This is a genomic window from Paraburkholderia tropica, assembly GCF_014171495.1.
Taxonomy (GTDB): Bacteria; Pseudomonadota; Gammaproteobacteria; order Burkholderiales; family Burkholderiaceae; genus Paraburkholderia; species Paraburkholderia tropica.
On sequence record NZ_CP049135.1, the window covers coordinates 944,571 to 964,462 of the forward strand.

Below are 19,892 nucleotides of genomic sequence, written 5' to 3' on the forward strand. Positions count from 1 at the left end.
GGAAAACACATGCAAAGCGGAAAACACAGCGCGCAGTGTCGCACGGCGCGGCGCGCCCCGTCACACGACATCGGCCCGCTTGCTGCGCTTCAGACGAACAGCGCGAGATAGAACACGGCCGCGCCGATCAACGCTCCGATGAAGCAGAAGCCCTCGGCCGGCTCCTCGGTGGTTCGCGAGCGCAGCCACGCGCCGGCCACGCCGAAGAAGCCCGCGATGCCGAGCGCCACGAACACCATCACGACGTCGAATAGCGCGCTGCGCCCGATCTCGAGCATGTCGATATGCTTGAGCGCGAAGTACAACACCACCGCCATGATCGAGAGGACAACGAGCGGCAGCATCACATGACTGCCCTCGCGCCCTACGTGACGACCATGAAGCCCTTGCACGACCGGCCTGGTAATTTTCATGACCCGTCTCCCCCAGAGTGCCCGAAAAAACGCGTGGACCTCGATTCGAGCATAGTCCATCGATCAGTCCGATTCAATGAACGTTTAATAGCGCTATGCAGCATGCGCGGCCCGCATAAAAATCTTGCGACGACGCCGCGCGCCTGACAATCCAGGGTTATGCCGCACTGCGCAAGCGGCGCCGCGGCGCCGTTTACCGGGCGCCCGTCCGCACGCGGCACGATCCGTGCTGCGCCGGTAGAATGCATCGCAGCGCACGCGCGCCGATGCCAGGTTCGCCGTCCGCGCTGATGTTTGCATCGCGTGTGTGCATCGCGTTCGCATCGAGTCTGCATCGCGCTTGCTCCGCGCGCCCGACCGCGCCTGACGTTTCCCGACGTTTCCCGCCACCGTTCCGATTCCGCACCGACCGCGCCCGCCATGCCTCGACTCTCGTTCCTGGTCCGCTTCATCGCCATCGGCATCCTGCTGCACGCCTATGTCGGCTTTCGCCTGATTCCCGATCTGCCCGTGCCCGCCGCCGTCAAATGGCTCGCGGTGCTCTGGCTCGTGCTGTCGGTGCTCGTGATTCCGCCCGGCATGCTCGCGCGGCGCTTCAAGCGCCAGCCGCTCGGCGACCGGCTCGCCTGGACCGGCATGCTGTTCATGGGCTTTTTCTCGTCGCTGCTGATGCTGACGATCGTGCGCGATCTCGTGCTCGCCTCGCTGATGACCGTCGCCGCGATCTGGCCGCACGCCGCCGATCTCGCGCGCTGGCGCACCGGCAGCGCGGCGGCGGTGGTCGTGCTGGCGTTCGCCTCGACGGCCTTCGGCTTCTTCAACGCGCGGCGGCGCGCGCGCGTGCGCAACGTCGACGTGCCGATCCGCAATCTGCCCGCCGAACTCGACGGCTTCACGATCGTGCAGTTGAGCGACATCCACGTCGGTCCGACGATCAAGCACGATTACGTCGAGCGCATCGTGCGCGCCGTGAATCAGCTCGACGCCGACGTGGTGGCGATCACCGGCGACGTGGTCGACGGCAGCGTTCAGCATCTCGCCGATCACACCGCGCCGCTCGGGCGGCTCGCCGCGCAGCACGGCGTCTATCTGGTGACGGGCAACCACGAGTACTACTCGGGCGCCGATGCGTGGGTGGCCGAATTTCGACGCATCGGCCTGACGGTGCTGATGAACCAGCACGTGGTGATCGAGCATGGCGGCGCGCGGCTCGTGCTCGCGGGCGTGACCGATTACACGGGCGGCCATTTCGATCCCGCGCACCGCAGCGACCCGCAAGGCGCGCTGCGCGGCGCGCCCGACGACGTGAACACGCGCGTGCTGCTCGCGCATCAGCCGCGCAGCGCGCACGCGGCCGCCGACGCGGGCTACACGCTGCAACTGTCCGGCCACACGCACGGCGGCCAGATCTTTCCGTGGAATTTCCTCGTGCGGTTGCAGCAGCCGTTCACGGCGGGGCTGGAAAAGCTCGGCAGCCTGTGGGTCTACACGAGCCGCGGCACCGGCTACTGGGGGCCGCCGAAGCGTCTGGGCGCGCCTTCGGAGATCACGCGCGTGCGGCTCGTGGGCGCCCGCCCGGTCTGAGGTCGCGGCGGCAGCACCAATCAATCTGCGCGACAGACACCCCGCGAGCACACCGCGCGGGGCGCGCCCAACAAGCCGGTATCATGACCGGCAAGCTCCTCGACTGGCCTTGCCCGCCCCAACTGGAATCCCACGCTCATGGACGGCAACAAGCACCTCCACCAGACCGCCTTCTACCTGCTGCTGTTCGTCGTTTCCATCGCGCTGTGCTTCGTGCTCGCGCCGTTTTTCAGCACCGTGCTGTGGGGCGCCATTCTCGCGCTGATCTTCCAGCCCGTGCAGCGCCGCCTCGTCGCGCGCCTCGGACGCCGGCGCAATCTCGCCGCGCTCATCACGCTGCTGTTCTGTCTCGTGATCGTGATCTTCCCGCTCACGCTGGTCGCCGGCACGCTGATCCAGCAGGTCGGCTTCGCCTATGCGCAGGTGCGCGCGGGCAGTCTCGACTTCGGCGCGTTCTTCAGCCAGATCGTGCATGCGCTGCCGCAGTCGGTGCAGAACGTGCTCGCGCGCTACGACCTCATGGATCTGCCCGGCCTGCAGCAGCGACTGACGGCGGGCGCGGCGCAGATCAGCCAGTTCGTCGCCACGCGCGCGCTGAGCCTCGGGCAGAACACGCTGCAATTCATGGTGAGCTTCTGCGTGATGCTCTATCTGTTCTTCTTTCTGGTACGCGACGGCCGCGAAATCTCGCGCCTCGTGCGCGACGCCATTCCGCTCGACGAACAGCACAAGCTGCATCTGATCCGCAAGTTCACGACCGTGATCCGCGCGACGGTCAAGGGCAACGTGGTGGTCGCCTTCGTGCAGGGCACGCTCGGCGGCATCGCGCTGTGGGTCTGCGGCATTCAGGGCGCGCTGCTGTGGGGTTTCGTGATGATGCTGCTGTCGCTGCTGCCCGCCGTGGGCGCGGCGCTCGTGTGGCTGCCGATCGCCATTTATTTCATCTCGACGGGCGATCTCGTGCGCGGCGTCGGGCTCGCGCTGTTCGGCGCGCTCGTCATCGGCACCGTCGACAACGTGCTGCGCCCGGTGCTGGTCGGCAAGGACACGCGCCTGCCCGACTGGGTCGTGCTGATCTCGACGCTCGGCGGCATTTCGCTCATCGGCATCAACGGCTTCGTGATCGGGCCGCTGATCGCCGCGCTGTTCATCAGTTGCTGGGACCTGCTGCGCCGCGACCAGCACAATCAGGGCGCGACGGCCGCCGCCGAGGACGACGAACTGGTCTAGCGCGACCCGGTCTAGCGCGACCCGGTCTCGCGCGACCCAGACTGTTGCGAAGCGTTCAGGATGACACGTGCAGCGGCACGCCCGCACGCCCCTGACGCGGCGCATTCGACTCCACCGGCCCGGTCGCCGGATTCGGTCGCGCCGCCGTCCCGCCGTCCTGCGCGGCCACCGAAAAACCGAACGTATTGATGCCGTTGGCGCTGCGCACGAACACCGTGCCGCCGTGCATTTCCGCGACCGCCTTCACGATCGACAATCCGAGGCCGTGATTCTCGTGGCTGTTCGAGCGCGCTTCCTGAATGCGATAGAAACGGTCGAAGATATGCTCGCGCACGAACGGATCGAGCGGCTCGCCCGGATTCGACACGGCAATTTCCACGTGCCCGTCCTGCGGCGCGATGGTGGCCTGCAACACGGTGCCCGGCGGCGAGTGCTGAATCGCGTTGACGAACAGATTGCTCACCGCGCGCCCGATCAACGACGTATTCACCCACGCGCGCGCGTCGCCCTGCACTTGCACGCTCAGTTGCGCTTCTTCGAGCGGCATATCGAGGAATTCGAGCATGCGCTCGACCTCGCCGCGCAGCGAGACTTCCGTGAGTTCGGTCGCACGTTCGCCGCGATCGCTGCGCGAGAGGAACAGCATGTCGTTGACGATCACGCGCAATCGTTCGAATTCCTCAAGATTCGATTGCATCGTCTGCTGCAACTGCTCCACCGAGCGATCGCGCGTGAGCGCGACCTGCGTCTGCCCGATCAGGATGCTCACCGGCGTGCGCAGTTCGTGCGCGACATCCGCGTTGAACGATTCGAGCCGTTCGTAGGCCTTGTCGAGACGTTCGAGCGCGCCGTTGAACGACGTCGCCAGTTCGTGCAATTCCTCCGGCAACTCGCCCGAATGCAGCCGCTGCCGCCGGTTCGACGGGCTCAGTTGCGCGGCCTCGCGCGACAGCCGCGTAAGCGGCGCGAGACCGAAACGCGTGACCGCGCGGCTCAGCAGCGCGACCGCGATGGTCGAGAGCGCGATCAGCACGCCGAGCGCGATACCGAAGCGCCGCAGCATGCTTTCGGTGCGCACGCAGTCGCTGCCCACCACGAGTTTCACTTCGGGACGATCGCCGCTCGCGGGCACCGTCATGCTCGTGACGATGATGTCGTAGGTGCAGCCCGGCGGTCGCACGAGCTGATGATTGTTGCCCGCGTCGCCCGTGATCGTGCCGACGATGGGCGTGCCGAAACGAAAGCGCGGATCGGGGCCTTCGACGTAGTAATGCATGCGGCTGTCGGCGGGCGAGAGATCGCGCAGCTTTTCCTGCACCGAAGCCCACTTCTTTTCGTCGGGCGCGTGCGAAACGATCAGGCTCGCGATGCGCGCGCGCGTGTCCAGCGTCTCGCGCAACTCGTTGATCAACTGGCGCTGCATCAGCAGAAACAGGCCCGTTCCCGTGAGCGTGAAGACGATCAGCGAGACCGCTGCGAACATCGCCGACAGCCGCAGCGAGATCGAGCGCTTCATGACAGCTGGCCTCCGTCCTCGCGCACTTCGAGCACGTAGCCCATGCCGCGGATCGTGTGCAGCAGCTTCGACGCGTGCGGTCCGTCGAGCTTCGCGCGCAGCCGCTTGATGGCGGTTTCCACGACGTTCGCGTTGCTTTCGAAGTTCACGTCCCAGACGAGCTCGGTGATGAGCGTCTTCGAGAGAATTTCGCCGCGCCGCCGCGCGAGCACCGACAGCAACTGAAACTCCTTCGCCGTGAGATCGAGACGCACGCCGTCGCGCGTCGCGCGGCGGCTGATCAGATCGACCTGCAGATCGCCCACCGAAATGAGCGTGGATTCCTGCGCGCGGGCGCGCCGCGTGAGCGCGCGCAGGCGCTCGACCAGTTCGAGAAACGAAAACGGCTTGGTCAGATAGTCGTCGGCGCCGTCGCGCAGACCGTGCACGCGGTCGTCCACGCGGTCGCGCGCGGTCAGCATGATGACCGGCGTGTCCTTCTTCGCGCGCACCGCGCGCAGCACGCCGAAGCCGTCGAGCTTCGGCAGCATCACGTCGAGCACGATCACGTCGAAATCGTATTCGGTGGCCATCCACGCGCCCTCTTCGCCGTCCATCGCCACGTCGACGATCCAGCCTTGTTCGCTCAACCCGCTGCGCAAATAATCGACGACCTTGCGCTCGTCTTCGATAACCAGAACTTTCATGCTTGCCCTCCGCTTCGTGCGCGGCCTCCTGGGCCGCGTCGAATGATCTTGTGTTGCTGCACGCGTGACGTTGCACGCGAGCATTGTGAGCCTATCCCTTGCCGGCGGCCGCGCCCGGCGCGGGCGTCTCGCGGCAGGTGCCCATGCTGCAGGCGAGCGCGCGGTCGTCCGCGCTCCAGCCGCCGCCCAGCGCCTTCGCCAGATATACCACCGTGGCGGCCTGTTGTCCGTGAATCTGCACTTCCTGGCGCTCGCTGGCAAGCAGTTGCTGCTCGGCGTTGAGCACGTCGATGAAGGCGACGAGGCCGCCCTGGTAGCGATCGTTGGCGAGTTCGAACGACTGGCGGGCGTCGTCGACGGCGGACTGGCCGTCGGTGGACGCGCGTTCGAGCACGGACAGCCCCGTTACCGCATTCTGCACCTCCTGGAACGCCGTGAGCACGGTCTGACGATACGAGGCCTGCGCCGACTCGTAGCCGGCCTGCGCGTAATCCACGCCCGCCGCGCGCTTGCCGCCGTCGAACAGCACTTCGCCCGCGCTCGCACCGAGCGACCACATCAGGCTCGGCACCGAAAAGAGGTTGCTGAAGCGCGTCGATTCCCAGCCCAGCGTGGGCGAGAGCGTGAGGTCCGGAAAGTACGCCGAACGCGCCACGCCGATCTGCGCATTGGCCGCCGCCATCGCGCGCTCGGCCGACGCCACGTCGGGCCGCCGCTGCAACAGCTCGCTCGGCAGGCCGGTTGGCAGCGCGGGCGTGGGCAGCGGCGTCACTTTCGGCGCGAGCACGAACTCGGGCGCGGGCTTGCCGATCAGCACCGCAATCGCATTCTGATCCTGCTGACGCTGATTTTCGAGCAGATGCACCTGGGTTTTCGTGGCGTCGAGCTGCGCCTTCTGCTGAAGCAGATCGAGGCCCGAGACCGCGCCCAGATCGTGTTGCGCGCTCACGAAATCGAGCGCTTTTTGCTGCAACGCGATCGAGCGGTTCACGACGTCGATTTCATCGTCGAGTTCGCGCATCGCGAAGTAATCGGTCGCGAGTTCGGCGGTGAGCACGAGGCGCGCGTTCGCGAGATCGTCGCCGGCTTCCTGCGCGGACGCCTGCGCCGACTCCACCATGCGCCGGATGCGCCCGAACAGATCCAGCTCGTAGCTGATGGTCGGGCCGACCTGGATATCGTTCTGCACGGTCGACATGTTCGGCGTGACGTAAGTCGTCTGTGGCCGGTTCGCGGAGATGCGTTCGCGCGCGATGCCCGCGCCGAGCGACACCTGCGGGGCCTGTTGCGACGACACCGAACCGAGCGTCGCGCGCGCCTGCGCGTAGTGCGCGACGGCCACGCGCAGCGTCTGGTTTTCGGCGAGCGCGGCGTCTTCGAGACTATCGAGCTCCGGATTGCCGAACGCCGCCCACCAGCGCGGATCGAGCGGCGCGTGCGCAGGCTGCGCGGCGTGCCAGTAGGCGTCGGCGGGATCGACACGCCACGCGGCCGGACTCGCCGTCTGCGGCTTCTGATAGTCCGGGCCGACCGTGCAGGCCGCGAGTCCCGCCACGCCGATCAGCGTCAGCAGCGCGCGCGCCTTCGAAGGGAAGCTCGTTGCGCTCACGTCGTGCTCCGCTTCGCGCTGTCGTTCGCGCCGCTCGTCCCGCTGGCGCCGCTCGCACCGCTTGCGCCGCCAGCATGCGGCGCGACCACAACGACGCTGTCGCCATCGGCGATCGAATCGCTCGGGTTGAGCACGACACGATCGGTCGGCTCGATGCCGCGTCCGATTTCGAGCGTCTGGCCGAGATCCTGCGCGATCTCCACGGGCTTGAGGCGGATCTTGCCGTCCGCATCGACGACCGCGAGGCGCGGGCCTTCCGCGCGGAACAGCAGCGCGTTGCCCGGCACGGTCAGGCGTCCGTGCGAATCGGTTTGCAGCGCCGCCTGCACGTAAGCGCCCGGCAGCAGCTTGCCATCGTGATTGGGCAGCGTGATTTCGACCTGCAACGTGCGCGTGGCGACGTCGATCGCCTGCGACGTATGCGTGACCGTGCCGTCGAAGGTCACGCCGGGCATCTCCTGCTGCGTCACGCTCACGTGCTGGCCGAGCGCGACGTGCGGCGCATCGCTTTGCGGCACGTCGAGATACAGCCGCAGCGGATCGGACTGCGCGATCGCGAACAGCGCATGCCCCGCGCCGCCGTTGCCCGAATTCACGAGGTCGCCGATATCGACATTGCGCTGCGTAATCACGCCCGTAATCGGCGCGACGATGCGCTGGAACGACTTGGTCTGTTGCAGGCGGCGCACGTTGGCGTCGGCGGCGGCCAGATTGGCGACGTCCTGGTTGTACGCGCCCTGGCGGTCGTCGAGTTCCTGCTGCGAGACCGCATCGCGCTGACGCAACTGCTGCGCGCGCTCGAACGAGGTCTTCGCGAGCGAGAGCGTCGACGCCGACTGATCGCGCTGCGCCTGCGCCTGCGCGAGTTCCTGGTCGATCTCGGGCGTGTCGATTTCCGCGAGCAACTGGCCCTGCTGCACATGCGCGCCGATATCGGCGTACCACTTCAGCACGTAGCCGCTCGCGCGCGAATAGATCGGCGCTTCCACGTAGCCGCGCAGCGTGCCGGGCAGCACGATGCGCCCGTCCGCGCCCGCAGCCTTCGGCAGCACGACGCTCACGTACTGCTGCGCGTTCTGCTTCGTCACGTCGGCGAGATGATGCGCGTTCATCACGTTGGAGACGATCGTGCGCGCGGCGCCCGCCGCCAGCAGCACGCCGACCACGATCACCGCGATACGCGCGCGCTTGCCGGCCTGGCCGCGCGCGGGCAGGTCCATGCCCTGCTCGCCGCCCACGGCGATGTCGAGGGAAGAATGGTGGTGAGGTTCGTTCATGTCATCGGCCAGAATATGCGGTTGTCGAGCGTCCTTGCATCACGTGCGGCGGCGTTGCGCCTCGCGTTCGCGCCGGGCTTCGGCGCGATGCGCGAGTCGCGAATGCACCGTCGCGAACATGAGCGGAACGAAGAGCAGCGTCGAAACGGTGGCGAACAGCAGCCCGCCGATCACGGCGCGGCCGAGCGGCGCGTTCTGCTCCGCGCCTTCGCCGAGACCGAGCGCCATCGGCACCATGCCGATCATCATCGCGAACGCGGTCATCAGCACGGGGCGAATCCGCGTCGCGCCCGCTTCGAGCGCGGCGGCCAGCGGCGTCGCGCCCGCGGAAAGACGCTGGCGCGCGAACGACACCACCAGAATGCTGTTCGCGGTCGCCACGCCCACGGTCATGATCGCGCCCGTCAACGCGGGCACGCTCAGATGCGTGCCGGTGATGAACAGCATCCACGCGATGCCCGCGAGCGCGGCGGGCAAGGCGCTGACGATGATGAGCGGATCGGCCCACGACTGGAAGTTCACGACGATCAGCAGATAGACGAGCACCACGGCCATCGCAATGCCCACGCCCAGGCCGATGAACGACGAGCGCATCGTGCCGATCTGCCCGCGCATCGTGACCGTGGTGCCGCGCGGCGCGTGCGCCTGCACGTTGCGGATCAGCGCGTCGATATGCGCGCCCACCGAACCGAGGTCGCTGCCTTCCACGCTCACGAGCACGTCGATCACCGGACGGATGTTGTAGTGCGTGACGAGCGCCGGGCCGTCGTGCGGCTTGAGCTGCACGAGATTGCTCACGAGTTGCAGCGGTGCGTTCGCCGTGCTCGCGTGCGCCGAAACCGGCGTATTCATCACTTCGTTGACCGACGCTTCGCGATATTGCGGCGTCTGCACCGCGAGCGGATATTCCACGCCGTTCTGCGGACTGACCCAGAATGCGGGCGACGTCTGCGAACTGCCCGAAAGCGCGATCAGCACATCCTGGGCCACGATTTGCGGGCTCAAATTCAGTTGCTGCATGCGCGAGCGGTCCATCGCGAGCATCAGCGCGGGCTCGTCGTTGCGCTGCGCGATATGCGCATCGACCGCGCCCGGCAACTGGCGCACCTGCTTGAGCAGCGTGCTCGCGAGCGCCATGTCCTTGTCCAGATCGGAACCCACGACCTGCACGTCGATGGCGGCGGGCTGACCGAAGTTGAGAATCTGCGTGATGATGTCGGCGGGCTGGAAGAAGAATTCGATGCCCGGAAACCGCTGCGGCAACAGCGTGCGCAACTTGTCGATATAGATGCGCGAAGGATCGTGATCGGGCGTCAGCGCGATCTGGATTTCGCCGTCGAGCGTGCCCATCGTGCCTGAATTGCTGTACGAAAGATTGATACCGCTATACGGCAAACCGAGGTTGTCGACGATGGTCGCGAGTTGATCGGGCGGCACGACGGACCGGATCGTTTTCTCGACTTCATCGGCCAGACGCGCGGTTTCCTCGATGCGATAGCCGGTGGGCGCGCGCATATGCAAACGGATATTGCCCGCGTCGACGGACGGAAAAAAATCGCGGCCGAGAAAGAACACGAGTCCGAGCGAGAGCACGCAGAACGCGAGAAATGTGCTGCCGAACAGGCGTCGGCGCGCGAGCAGCAGACTGAGCAGCGCGATGTAATTCGCGCGCACGCGTTCGAAGTAATGATTGAAGCGCAGATGCACGCGCGTGAAGCCGGAAACGCGCGCGCCGGGCTGCGCATGCGCGGTCGGATCGTGACCCGCGAACAGCAGCATCGCGAGCGTCGGCACCAGCGTACGCGAGAGAATGTACGACGCGATCATCGCGAACACCACGGCTTCCGCGAGCGGCACGAACAGGAAGCGCGCCACGCCCGTGAGGAAGAACATGGGCACGAACACGATGCAGATGCAGAGCGTGGACACCAGCGCCGGCACCGCGATTTCGCCCGCGCCTTCGAGAATGCCGGTGTGCAGATCGCTGCCTGAATGCAGGTGCCGTTCGATGTTTTCGATCGTCACCGTGGCGTCGTCGACGAGAATGCCGACCGCGAGCGCGAGCCCGCCCAGCGTCATGATGTTGATGGTTTCGCCGAGCGCGTAGAGCGCGATGATCGAGGCGAGAATCGACAGCGGAATCGACACCGCGATGATCAGCGTGCTGCGCCAGTTGCCGAGGAACAGCAGGATCATCGCGGCCGTGAGCGCGGCGGCGATCAGCGCTTCGCGCACCACGCCCTGCACCGCCGCCGACACGAAGATCGACTGATCGAACAGCGGCTGGATCACGAGATCGGCGGGCAGCGTGTCGCGCACTTTCGGCAGCAGATCCTTGAGCGCGCCCACCACTTGCAGCGTGGAGGCGTCGCCGCTCTTGAGGATCGACATCAGCACGCCGCGCTGGCCGTCCTGGCGCACGATGTTGGTCTGCGGCGTGAAGCCGTCACGTACGTGCGCGACGTCGCCGAGATAGGTGGTCGCGCCGTTCACGGTCTGCACGGGAATGCGGTTCAGGCCCGCGATCGTGTCCGGCGAGGCGTTGGTATCGACGCGGAATTCGGTCTGGCCGAGCTTCGCGGTGCCGGTCGGCAGAATCAGGTTCTGCGTGTTGACCGCATTGACGATATCGGCGGGCGTGAGACCTTTGGCGATCAGCGCGCGCGTGTCGATGTCCACCGAAATCACGCGCGTCTTGCCGCCGTACGGATACGGCACCTGCGCGCCCGGAATCGTGATGAGCTGCGGGCGCAGGAAGTTCATCGCGATATCGGCGAGCGCCTGTTCGCTCATCGACTTGCTCGACAGCCCGAGCTGGATCACCGGAATGCTCGACGCCGAATAGCTGATCACGAGCGGCGGCGTGGCGCCCGGCGGCATCTGCTTGAGCTGCGCCTGCTCCGACGCCACGGCCTGCGCGATCGCGGTCTGCAGGCTCGCGCCCGGTTGCAGAAAGAGCTTGATGATGGCGATGCCGGGCAGCGACTGCGACTCGATGTGCTCGATGTTGCTCACCGTGGTCGTCAGGCTGCGCTCGTTGACCGAGGTGATGCGCTGCGCCATGTCCTGCGCGGAAAAACCCGTGTACGACCAGATGATGCTGATGACGGGGATGTTGATGTTCGGCAGCACGTCGGTGGCCATCGACATGAGCACGAACGGCGTGGCCAGCACGATCAGGATGGCCATCACGATAAACGTGTACGGCCGCTTCAGCGCGAGATTGACGATCCACATGGGGCAGGTTGTGCGAGCGGTGGGACGGCACGGACGAGGCGAACGGCGCTGCGGGCGTCGTCCGGCCGGGCTTCATATCGGGTTCGGACCGGATGCAGATCCGGCTCTGGCGGGTCCGCATCATAGGCAATCGCGGTGGCGCATGCGTGGCGCGAAGATGGCGCGTTTGACAGTCACGCGCCGCCCCGCGCCCGCGCTTGCCGCGCAGCGGCATCGAGCGTCCCGGCGGCGCGCCTCGTGCGGCGAGGCGCGGGCTTCAGTTCACGAGGCGCAGACGGTCGGGCTCGCGCACCTTGCGCGCATGCGCGGTCGCGCGGCGACTCGACGCGGGCGCGTCGCAGCCCGCGAGCGCCGCTTCCTGCTCGGCGAGCACGAGCGGCACCTTCTCGCGCAGAAACTCCACGAACGTGCGGATCTTCGCGTCCAGATAACGGCGCGAGGCGTAGAGCGCGAAGATGTTCAGCTTTTGCAGACGATGCGAAGGCAGCACGCGCACGAGCGAGCCGTCGGCGAGTCCGGGCAGCGCCACCGGCACCGGCAGCGGCCCGATGCCCATGCCCTCGCGAATGGCGAGCGCGAGCGCCTCGGGGTTGTTCACCTGGAACGGCGTCACGCCGGTGTGGCGAAACGTCTCGCCTAGCGGCCCTTCGGACACCCACTGGCCGGCGGTCAGGCTCGCATCGGTGAGATGCAGGCAGGTGTGCGCTTCGAGATCGTCGAACGAGCGCGGCACGCCGCGCGCGCGCAGATAGTCGGGCGAGGCGCACAGAATGGCGGCGGTGCTGCCCAGATGCTGCGAGATCAGCGCGGAATCCTCGAGTTCGGCGGCCACCACCACGGCCACGTCGAAGCCTTCCTCGATGATGTCGGGCATCTGCTGCGCGATCGTCAAGTCGACCGAAACATCAGGCAAATGCTGCTGATAGCGCGCGATCAGCGGCATCACGTAATGCTGGCCGAAACTGGTGCCGCCGTAGACGCGCAGCTTGCCGGCCGGATTCGCGTGCGCGGCGGCGGCCTCGGCTTCGGCCTGATCGATGTCGGCGAGAATGCGCTTGCAGCTTTGCAGATAGCGCTCGCCCGCCTCGGTCAGCGACATGCGCCGCGTCGTGCGGTTGAGCAACCGCGTGCGCAGCCGCGACTCCAGGTCCGTGACGGCGCGCGAGACCTGCGCCGTCGTCATCGTTTCGTTCGAGGCGGCGCGCGTGAAGCTGCCCGACTCCACCACCCTCACGAAAATCCGCATGTTGCGCAGCGTGTCCATCAGCGACTCCTCTCCATCGTCTTGCTCTTTCTGGCTTGATTCATTGTGAATGGCGCCAGTCTCGCCTGGCGGCCGTGGCTGGACGCTGACCTGTAAATGACAGCCGCGCCAGCTTGGCTAGCCGGGCGCGCCCGCGTATGATCCACGGCGCTACCGCAGCGCGGATCGCAAGGGCGCGCAGCCGCCCGGCAACGCATCCCGCGCGCCGTTTTTCATGACAGAACGATGACTTACGAATTCGCCTTGCGCCTTCTCGCGGCGTTCGCCTGCGGCGTCGCCATCGGACTGGAACGCCAGATGCGTCAGCGCACGGCGGGCCTGCGCACCATCACGCTCGTCGCCAGCGGCGCGTGCCTGTTCGTCACGCTCGGCGTGCTCACGGGCAACGGGTCGAGCGGCGTCACGCAGATCGCGGCCTACGTGGTGTCCGGCGTCGGCTTTCTCGGCGGCGGCGTGATCATGCGCGACAAGGGCTCGATTCAGGGCATCAACACGGCCGCCACGCTCTGGTGCTCGGCCGCCGTGGGCGTGCTGTGCGGCGCGGGGCATTACGTGCCGGCCGTCGCGGGCACGGCGGTCGTGCTGCTCACCAACACGGTGCTGCGCGAGGTGAGCCGCATCATCAACCAGTCGCCGGTGTCGAACGCCGATCTGGTGAGCGTCTACGTGCTGACGGTGGTGTGCCGCGAGGAGGACGAGATCCACATTCGCACGGTGCTCTCGAATTCGATGTACTCGACGCCGCTGTCGTTTCAGAGCCTCACGAGCGAGGACGTGGACGGCCAGCCGCAGCGGCTGCGCGTGACCGCCACGCTGCGCCTGCATCCGAAATACCAGCCCAAGCTCGAACAGATGGCGAGCCGGCTGAGCATGGAAAAAAGTGTCTCCAGCGTGAGCTGGACGGCGGCGGAAACCGAGGCTGCACCCGAATAAGCCTCTGCGCTCGCAATGCATACGGATTCCTCACGCAATCCTTACCATCGCATTGCTGTTTTGTTTCATTTTCTGAAACACGCCCCGGCAGATTTCAAGAACTGTCAATTCTGGCCCGCTTTCGTGGACGCGCTTTCGACCCTCGGCTAAGCTCGATACACCGTGACTTCGTTCACGCCAACAAGGGGGAATCCAATATGCAACACGGCATCATCGGCTGGCTCATCATCGGCGCAATCGCGGGCTGGCTCGCGGGTCTGCTCGTCAAGGGCGGCGGCTTCGGATTGATCGTCGATATCATCGTCGGCATCGTGGGCGCGTTCATTGGCGGCTGGCTCGCGGGCGTCCTGCACATCAACATCGGCGGCGGCATGATCAGCTCGATCATCACCGCCATCGTCGGCGCGGTCATCCTGCTGTTCGTGATCCGGCTGTTCCGGCGAGCGTAGCGCGGCAGCCTCGCCCAAAAGAAAACGGGAGCACCTTCGCAGGTGCTCCCGTTTTTTTATGCGCGTGTTTTAAATACGTCGCTTACGCGCGGCTTGTTTCGCCATGCTTACGCATTCGCGACGAGACCCTCGCCCACTTCCGGCAGCATCGAGCCCGTTTCGTTGTAGCGCAGATGCATCTCGTACGCCTTCGCGAGATTGTGCGGCGTCTGACCGCCGTGCTTCAGCGCGTCGCGATAGTAGTCGCGCAGCAGGTCGCGATAGAGCGGATGCGCGCAGCGGTCGATGATCAGCGCGGCACGCTCGCGCGGCGCGAGGCCACGCAGGTCGGCGAGACCTTGCTCGGTCACGATCACATCGACGTCGTGCTCGTTGTGATCGACGTGCGGCACCATCGGCACGATGCTCGAAATCTTGCCGTCCTTGGCGATGGCCTTGGTCGCGAAGATCGCGCACGAGGCGTTGCGCGCGAAGTCGCCCGAGCCGCCGATGCCGTTCATCATGTGCGTGCCGCCCACGTGCGTGGAATTCACGTTGCCGTAGATGTCGCATTCGAGCGCGGTGTTCAGCGCGATCAGACCGAGACGGCGGATCACTTCCGGATGGTTGCTCACCTCTTGCGGACGCAGCACGAGCTTGTCGCGATAGCGGTCGAGTTCGGCGAGCACCTGTGCCTGGCGCGGCGCGGAGAGCGTCATGGAAGCGCCCGATGCGAACACCATCTTGCCCGAGTCGATCAGGTCGAAGGTCGAGTCCTGGAGCACTTCCGAATACATCGTGAGCGCTTCGAACGGCGAATCCACGAAGCCCGACAGCACCGCGTTCGCGATCGTGCCGATGCCCGCCTGCAGCGGCGGCAGTTGCGCGCTCATGCGGCCATGCTTCACTTCGTGCTGCAGGAAGTCGATCAGGTGGCCGGCAATGCGCGCGGTTTCCTCATCGGCGGGCAGCACGGTCGAGGGGCTGTCCGGTTCGTTCGTGATGACGATGGCCGCGATCTTCTCCGGCGGAATCTCGATGGCCTGCGTGCCCACGCGATCGTCCACGCGCACGATGGGCAGCGGATCGCGATGCGGGCGGCGGCCCGGAATCCAGACGTCGTGCAGACCTTCGAGACCGAGCGGCTGCGCGAGATTGATTTCGACGATCACCTTCTCCGCGAGAATCGCGAAGCTCGCCGAATTGCCGACCGAAGTCGTGGGGATGATGGCGCCGGTTTCGGTGATGGCCGCGGCCTCGATGATCGCGAGGTCGAGCTTGCCCAGCAGATTCGCGCGCAGCATCTCGACGGTCTCCGAGAGATGCTGATCGACGAACATCACTTCGCCGCGATTGATGGCCTTGCGCAGCGTGGTGTCCACCTGGAACGGCAGACGGCGTTCGAGCACGCCCGCTTCGGTCAGCATGCGGTCCACGTCGTGGCCGAGCGAGGCGCCGGTCATGAGCGTGATACGCAGCGGCTCTTTCTCTTCACGCGCGCGGCGCGCCAGCTCGATCGGCACGGCCTTCGTGTCGCCGGCGCGGGTAAAGCCGCTGGCGCCCACGCGCATGCCATTGCGCACGAGTTGAGCCGCTTCGGCGGCCGAGGTAATCTTCCCGCGCAAGGCGGCACAACGGATACGGTCTTCGTACATCAAAGTCTCCACAAACTCTCTGATCGCCAAGTGCCCTTTTCAGGTCTCGCTTCGGCGGTTTGCATTTACGGATTGTGCAAAACAGTTTTGCAGCCGGAAATGCGCAAAGCCGCAGGACCCATACGCAGGCGCCGCGGCAAGAATCTCAAGCGTGCGCCAGCACATCGCGGGCGGTTACTCGATCTCAGCTACCAAAATAAATGTTGCAGAAGCTGACCGGTCCGACGCATTCGTCTTTGACGGCCGACTTCGCGACTTCGCGCGCGGGCGCTTGCGCGGCCGATTGAACCGCGCCTTGTGCGACCTGCTGAGGGACGCTCGCTGCCGGTGCTTCGCTCTGTGCATAAGCAGCGGCGGCGGCAAACAGCGAACAGGCAACAACAGCGATCTTCAGGGACTTCATTTCACTCTCCAGTGCTAACGGGTACTGCCGAAGCAGTGATGTGACTATATGACTCACGCCTGGATAAATTAAGAAGCCCGGCTGGAAGGCATTCTTCCAAGCCACGCGAGGATCGCGCGCGGGTCAAACGTTAAAGCACATTGAAGCGTTCGTTCAATGCGACAGATCAATGAGAGTTCGAATGCGATCGCGGCCAGAACGGCCGGCCGCGCGCGGCGCGGCGCGCGAGGGCGCCAAGGGGCGCATCGCGGTCGATCAGCGCGCTGCGAATGAAGTGCAGATGGCTCAGGATGCGTTGCACGTCGTGACGGCGCTCACGGTCGTGCTGGACGGACGGCAGCGCCTCCTGGGCGATCCATGTGGCCCCGCGCAGGGCGCTCAGCGTGCGGTCGAGCTGCGCCGCGTCGGGGTGCTCGAACAGGCCCGAGATATCGTCGAGCAGATGCCCGAAGCTCACGCGCCAGCGCGGATTGACGAGATCGAGCCACGCGGCATGCTCCACCTCGCTGCGCAGGTCGATCACGGCATGCCCCACTTCGAGCGTCACGAGCATCCAGCGCAGCGCGCGCCGATGCGCCTGCTTGCGGCCGTTGAGCAGCAGACGCAACTGGTGCATCAGATCGTGCGCGCCGGACTGGAACTGCTGGTTCAGGCCCGCCAGTTCGCCCCGGCACGCGATCACGACCTGACCGCGCAGCGCGACGCACATACGCGCCACGAGCCAGTTCATGTGAGGCGGGAACACCACGGCGAACGCAAGCGCGGCCACCACCATCGCCGCCACGACGGCGAGACCGTTGTTGACCAGCAGATCGGGCGTGTACGAGATGACGTTGTCCGGCCCGGCGAGCAGACACAGGAACACCGAAAAGCCGACGCCGAAGCCCGCGATGCGCGGCCGCGTCGCGAGGAACGCGCCCAGCGCGAGCAAGGGCGCGAGCGCCGCGCACAACAGCGGAAATCCATCGACGTTCGGATAGACGTAGCACATCAGCCAATAGCCGACGACGGCGGCGCAGCCCGCGCCCGCAGCCATCTGAAACGCCATGCGCGTGGCACGCGGCGCCGACGAGGTGAGCGCGCACGTGAGCGCCCCGGCGATCATCGCGAGACCGCCGCTCGGCCAGTCGGTTTCCACCCAGAACCAGCCCAGCGCGGCGACCACCACGGCCGTGCGCATGAAGGTGAACGCGACCACATACCAGCTCGTCCGCGGCACATAGCGCGTGACGCGCGGCTCGGGCGGCAGCCCGGCCTGCGTGAGCGACGCCCACGTCCGGCTGTAACGCGCGATCTCCGACGTGAAGCGATAGATCAGTTCCGCCGTGGTATCGAAGTCCTGCAGCACGTCGGGCGCATTCGTTTCGAGCGGACGGCGCGTCTCGCGCACGTGACGCGGCAGCGTACGCTGAAAGGCTTCAAGACTTTCAGCGAGACGCAGCGCATACGTTCGATCGGTCTCGCCCTGGCGCGGACGCTGCGCGAGCGCTGCCGCAAGTTCGCTGAAATATGGCGCGAGCGGCGCGATGGCCTCGTCGGTCCAGCGCAGCCGCTTCTTCAACTGGCGCAGCGCGTGCAGGCGGGCGCACACGTCCATGAACTCGCCGTTGAGGCGCGCGAGCAACTGGCTACGCGCGCGCATCGTCGGATCTTCGAAAAATGAGAAAGCGCGCGTGGCTTCGAAACCGACGATCTCGTCGACAAGGCGCGCGAATCGTCCTTCGAATGCGCCCCTTTCAAGACCGCCTGACAACACGCCAGCAGCGAACTGAGTAAAATCGAGATAACGAGTGCGCAAGGTGCGCTCAAGCACCGAGCCCGTTTGACGGGGCACGATGACGGCGCTGACCACCCCGGAGCACAAGATGCCCACGGCCACTTCCGCCCCGCGTCCGAGCGCGGCGAGAAAGAGGCCATTGGGCTGCATCACGAGCGGGATGCCGATCAGCGCCGCGGTATAGCCGGCCAGCACGAACGCGTACCAACGAAAATGCCGATTCCGCATGGCAGCCGCCGTACAGGCGGCGACCCACACCGTCATCCCCGCGATGTAGAGCTCGGGCTGCTGGATAAACACGGCCCCGAGGACCACCGCCGCCACCATCCCGACCGCCGTGCCAACGATGCGGTACACGCTCTTCGCGAACACCATGCCGGAGAGCGGCTGCATCAGCACGAACACCGTCGTCATCGCGATACGCGGCTGCGGGAGATCGAGCAGCATCGCAATGCCCATCGCCAGCAAACCCGCCGTGACCGTTTTCAGCAGGTGCAGCCAGATCGCGCCATGGCCGGCTCGCCATTCGCGCAGGCCGCGCCGCGCCGCGCGCCAAAGAATTTCAGCGCGCCGACGCGAGTCGATCGCTCGATGTATCGCTGGCTGGCGGTTCATGGACTGCGGACTACGCTCGGAATGATACGAAGAATGCCGCTGCTTACGCAGGGCAGAACAACGTGGTTGCACGGGGCCGGAGCGTGCGGTGATCGCGAATCCACTCTGGCCGACAGGCGCCGATTGTAGGAGCCTCACTGGAGCGAATTAACGGGAGGGACGGGGAACGTCCGTTCCAGATCGCTCAACAATGTGAGGGTCTGCAAGGCGGACAATATCGTTTTCGCACCGAACAAGAACGTTCAGAAGAAGGTCTGATGGATACGCTACAAAATATGCGGGTCTTTGTCCGCGTCGTCGAAGCCGGCAGTTTTACTGCCGCGGCTCAATCGCTCGATTCGACGACGGGTGCGATGTCTCGCGCAGTCTCGGAACTCGAGGCGCATTTGCGCACGCGTCTGCTCAATCGCTCGACGCGACGGCTCGCGCTGACGCCCGCGGGCGAGCGCTATCTCAAGCGCTGCAAGCAGATTCTCTCCGACGTCGACAGCGCCGAAGAAGAAGCGAGCTGCGCGCATGAACGCCCCGCCGGCGCGTTGCGCATGCACAGTTTCGCGAGTATCGGCCAGCAATATGTGCTGCCCGCGATCTCGCGTTATCGCGCGCTGCATCCGGAAGTGACGTGCGAACTCACGCTCTCCCAGCGTCTGCCCGATCTGTTCGAGGGCAGCAGTGACGTCTCGGTGATTACGGCGGCTTCGTTGCCGAACTCGGATCTGGTCTCGCACCAGTTGGGTTCGACGTGCAGCATTCTGTGTGCGTCGCCCGGCTATGTGCATACGCACGGCGCGCCGCGCACGCCCGCCGATCTCGCGCATCACGACTGCCTGATTCTCAAGACGCCGACGTCGCCCGCGCACGAATGGACGCTTGAAGGTCCGGAAGGCGGCGTGGAAATGCACGTCGACGGGCCGGTGCAGGTGAATATCGCCGAGTCGCTCGCGGTTGCGATTCGCGAAGGCATGGGTATCGGCATGCTGCCGGTCTATGCGGCCATCGAAGGGCTGCGCAATGGCACGCTCGTGCGTGTGCTTCCGCAACACATTCTGCAGAAAGTGAACGTGTACGCGCTGTATCCGTCGCGCAAATTCGTCGATGCGAAGACGAAGACGTGGGTGGAATTTTTGCGCGCGCATCTCCCGCAGGTGATTGCCCGCGATATGGCGCTGCTCGAGGAGCTGACGCAGGAACAACTCGTCGATGCCGCGTCGATCACGACGCCTGATGCGCTGACTGCGGCTCAGAAGACCGAGGATTAAATCTGC

The 19,892-nt window shown here is 65.9% G+C and carries 15 protein-coding genes; 5 read left to right on the top strand and 10 right to left on the bottom strand.

Annotation, left to right across the window (positions count from 1 at the left end):
• Positions 1-89 precede the first annotated feature (89 nt).
• Entirely contained in the window at positions 90-413 is a 324-nt protein-coding gene (locus G5S35_RS19045) for a hypothetical protein (protein ID WP_065059420.1), read from the bottom strand.
• A 420-nt stretch (positions 414-833) separates the two neighbouring features.
• Here G5S35_RS19045 and G5S35_RS19050 point away from each other — a divergent pair, with 420 nt between their 5' ends.
• Both G5S35_RS19050 and G5S35_RS19055 read left to right on the top strand, forming a co-directional pair.
• A complete protein-coding gene (locus tag G5S35_RS19050; RefSeq protein ID WP_074986706.1) occupies positions 834-1,997 on the top strand; it encodes a metallophosphoesterase in 1,164 nt (387 codons plus the stop codon).
• A gap of 138 nt (positions 1,998-2,135) precedes the next feature.
• A complete protein-coding gene (locus tag G5S35_RS19055; protein WP_074986707.1) occupies positions 2,136-3,227 on the top strand; it encodes an AI-2E family transporter in 1,092 nt (363 codons plus the stop codon).
• Between the two features lie 55 nt (positions 3,228-3,282).
• On the opposite strand, the gene G5S35_RS19060 is transcribed toward G5S35_RS19055, so the two are convergent.
• From G5S35_RS19060 to G5S35_RS19085, 6 genes are all read right to left on the bottom strand, one after another.
• Complete coding sequence (locus tag G5S35_RS19060; protein WP_080180691.1) at positions 3,283-4,743, bottom strand: heavy metal sensor histidine kinase; 1,461 nt, start codon at positions 4,741-4,743, stop codon at positions 3,283-3,285.
• Entirely contained in the window at positions 4,740-5,429 is a 690-nt protein-coding gene (locus tag G5S35_RS19065) for a heavy metal response regulator transcription factor (protein WP_065059417.1), read from the bottom strand. Before G5S35_RS19065 ends, G5S35_RS19060 begins: the two co-directional genes overlap by 4 nt.
• 91 nt (positions 5,430-5,520) lie before the next feature.
• Positions 5,521-7,038, bottom strand: a complete 1,518-nt coding sequence (locus G5S35_RS19070; protein WP_065059416.1) for an efflux transporter outer membrane subunit — start codon at positions 7,036-7,038, stop codon at positions 5,521-5,523.
• Entirely contained in the window at positions 7,035-8,315 is a 1,281-nt protein-coding gene (locus G5S35_RS19075) for an efflux RND transporter periplasmic adaptor subunit (RefSeq protein WP_110328437.1), read from the bottom strand. The genes G5S35_RS19070 and G5S35_RS19075 overlap by 4 nt, the downstream gene beginning before the upstream one ends.
• A gap of 39 nt (positions 8,316-8,354) precedes the next feature.
• Entirely contained in the window at positions 8,355-11,552 is a 3,198-nt protein-coding gene (locus G5S35_RS19080; protein ID WP_183039419.1) for an efflux RND transporter permease subunit, read from the bottom strand.
• Positions 11,553-11,808: 256 nt separating this feature from the next.
• Complete coding sequence (locus G5S35_RS19085) at positions 11,809-12,816, bottom strand: LysR family transcriptional regulator (protein ID WP_065059414.1); 1,008 nt, start codon at positions 12,814-12,816, stop codon at positions 11,809-11,811.
• A 225-nt stretch (positions 12,817-13,041) separates the two neighbouring features.
• On the opposite strand from G5S35_RS19085, the gene G5S35_RS19090 reads away from it, so the two are divergent.
• Both G5S35_RS19090 and G5S35_RS19095 read left to right on the top strand, forming a co-directional pair.
• Positions 13,042-13,749 (top strand): MgtC/SapB family protein, encoded by a 708-nt coding sequence (locus G5S35_RS19090; RefSeq protein WP_074986712.1) that lies wholly within the window; start codon positions 13,042-13,044, stop codon positions 13,747-13,749.
• Positions 13,750-13,946: 197 nt separating this feature from the next.
• Positions 13,947-14,198: a GlsB/YeaQ/YmgE family stress response membrane protein gene (locus G5S35_RS19095; RefSeq protein ID WP_124261370.1), complete on the top strand. Its 252-nt coding sequence runs from the start codon at positions 13,947-13,949 to the stop codon at positions 14,196-14,198.
• Positions 14,199-14,305: 107 nt separating this feature from the next.
• On the opposite strand, the gene G5S35_RS19100 is transcribed toward G5S35_RS19095, so the two are convergent.
• The 3 genes from G5S35_RS19100 to G5S35_RS19110 form a co-directional block, all read right to left on the bottom strand.
• Positions 14,306-15,832: an acetyl-CoA hydrolase/transferase family protein gene (locus tag G5S35_RS19100; protein WP_065059411.1), complete on the bottom strand. Its 1,527-nt coding sequence runs from the start codon at positions 15,830-15,832 to the stop codon at positions 14,306-14,308.
• A 184-nt stretch (positions 15,833-16,016) separates the two neighbouring features.
• Positions 16,017-16,235, bottom strand: a complete 219-nt coding sequence (locus G5S35_RS19105; RefSeq protein ID WP_065059410.1) for a hypothetical protein — start codon at positions 16,233-16,235, stop codon at positions 16,017-16,019.
• Between the two features lie 166 nt (positions 16,236-16,401).
• The gene (locus G5S35_RS19110; protein WP_065059409.1) at positions 16,402-18,627 is read right to left on the bottom strand and encodes an FUSC family protein; all 2,226 of its coding nucleotides are present in this window, start codon (positions 18,625-18,627) and stop codon (positions 16,402-16,404) included.
• 257 nt (positions 18,628-18,884) lie between these two features.
• Between G5S35_RS19110 and G5S35_RS19115 the strand changes: the two genes are divergently transcribed.
• Positions 18,885-19,886, top strand: a complete 1,002-nt coding sequence (locus G5S35_RS19115; RefSeq protein ID WP_065059408.1) for a LysR family transcriptional regulator — start codon at positions 18,885-18,887, stop codon at positions 19,884-19,886.
• The last annotated feature ends 6 nt before the right edge of the window (positions 19,887-19,892 follow it).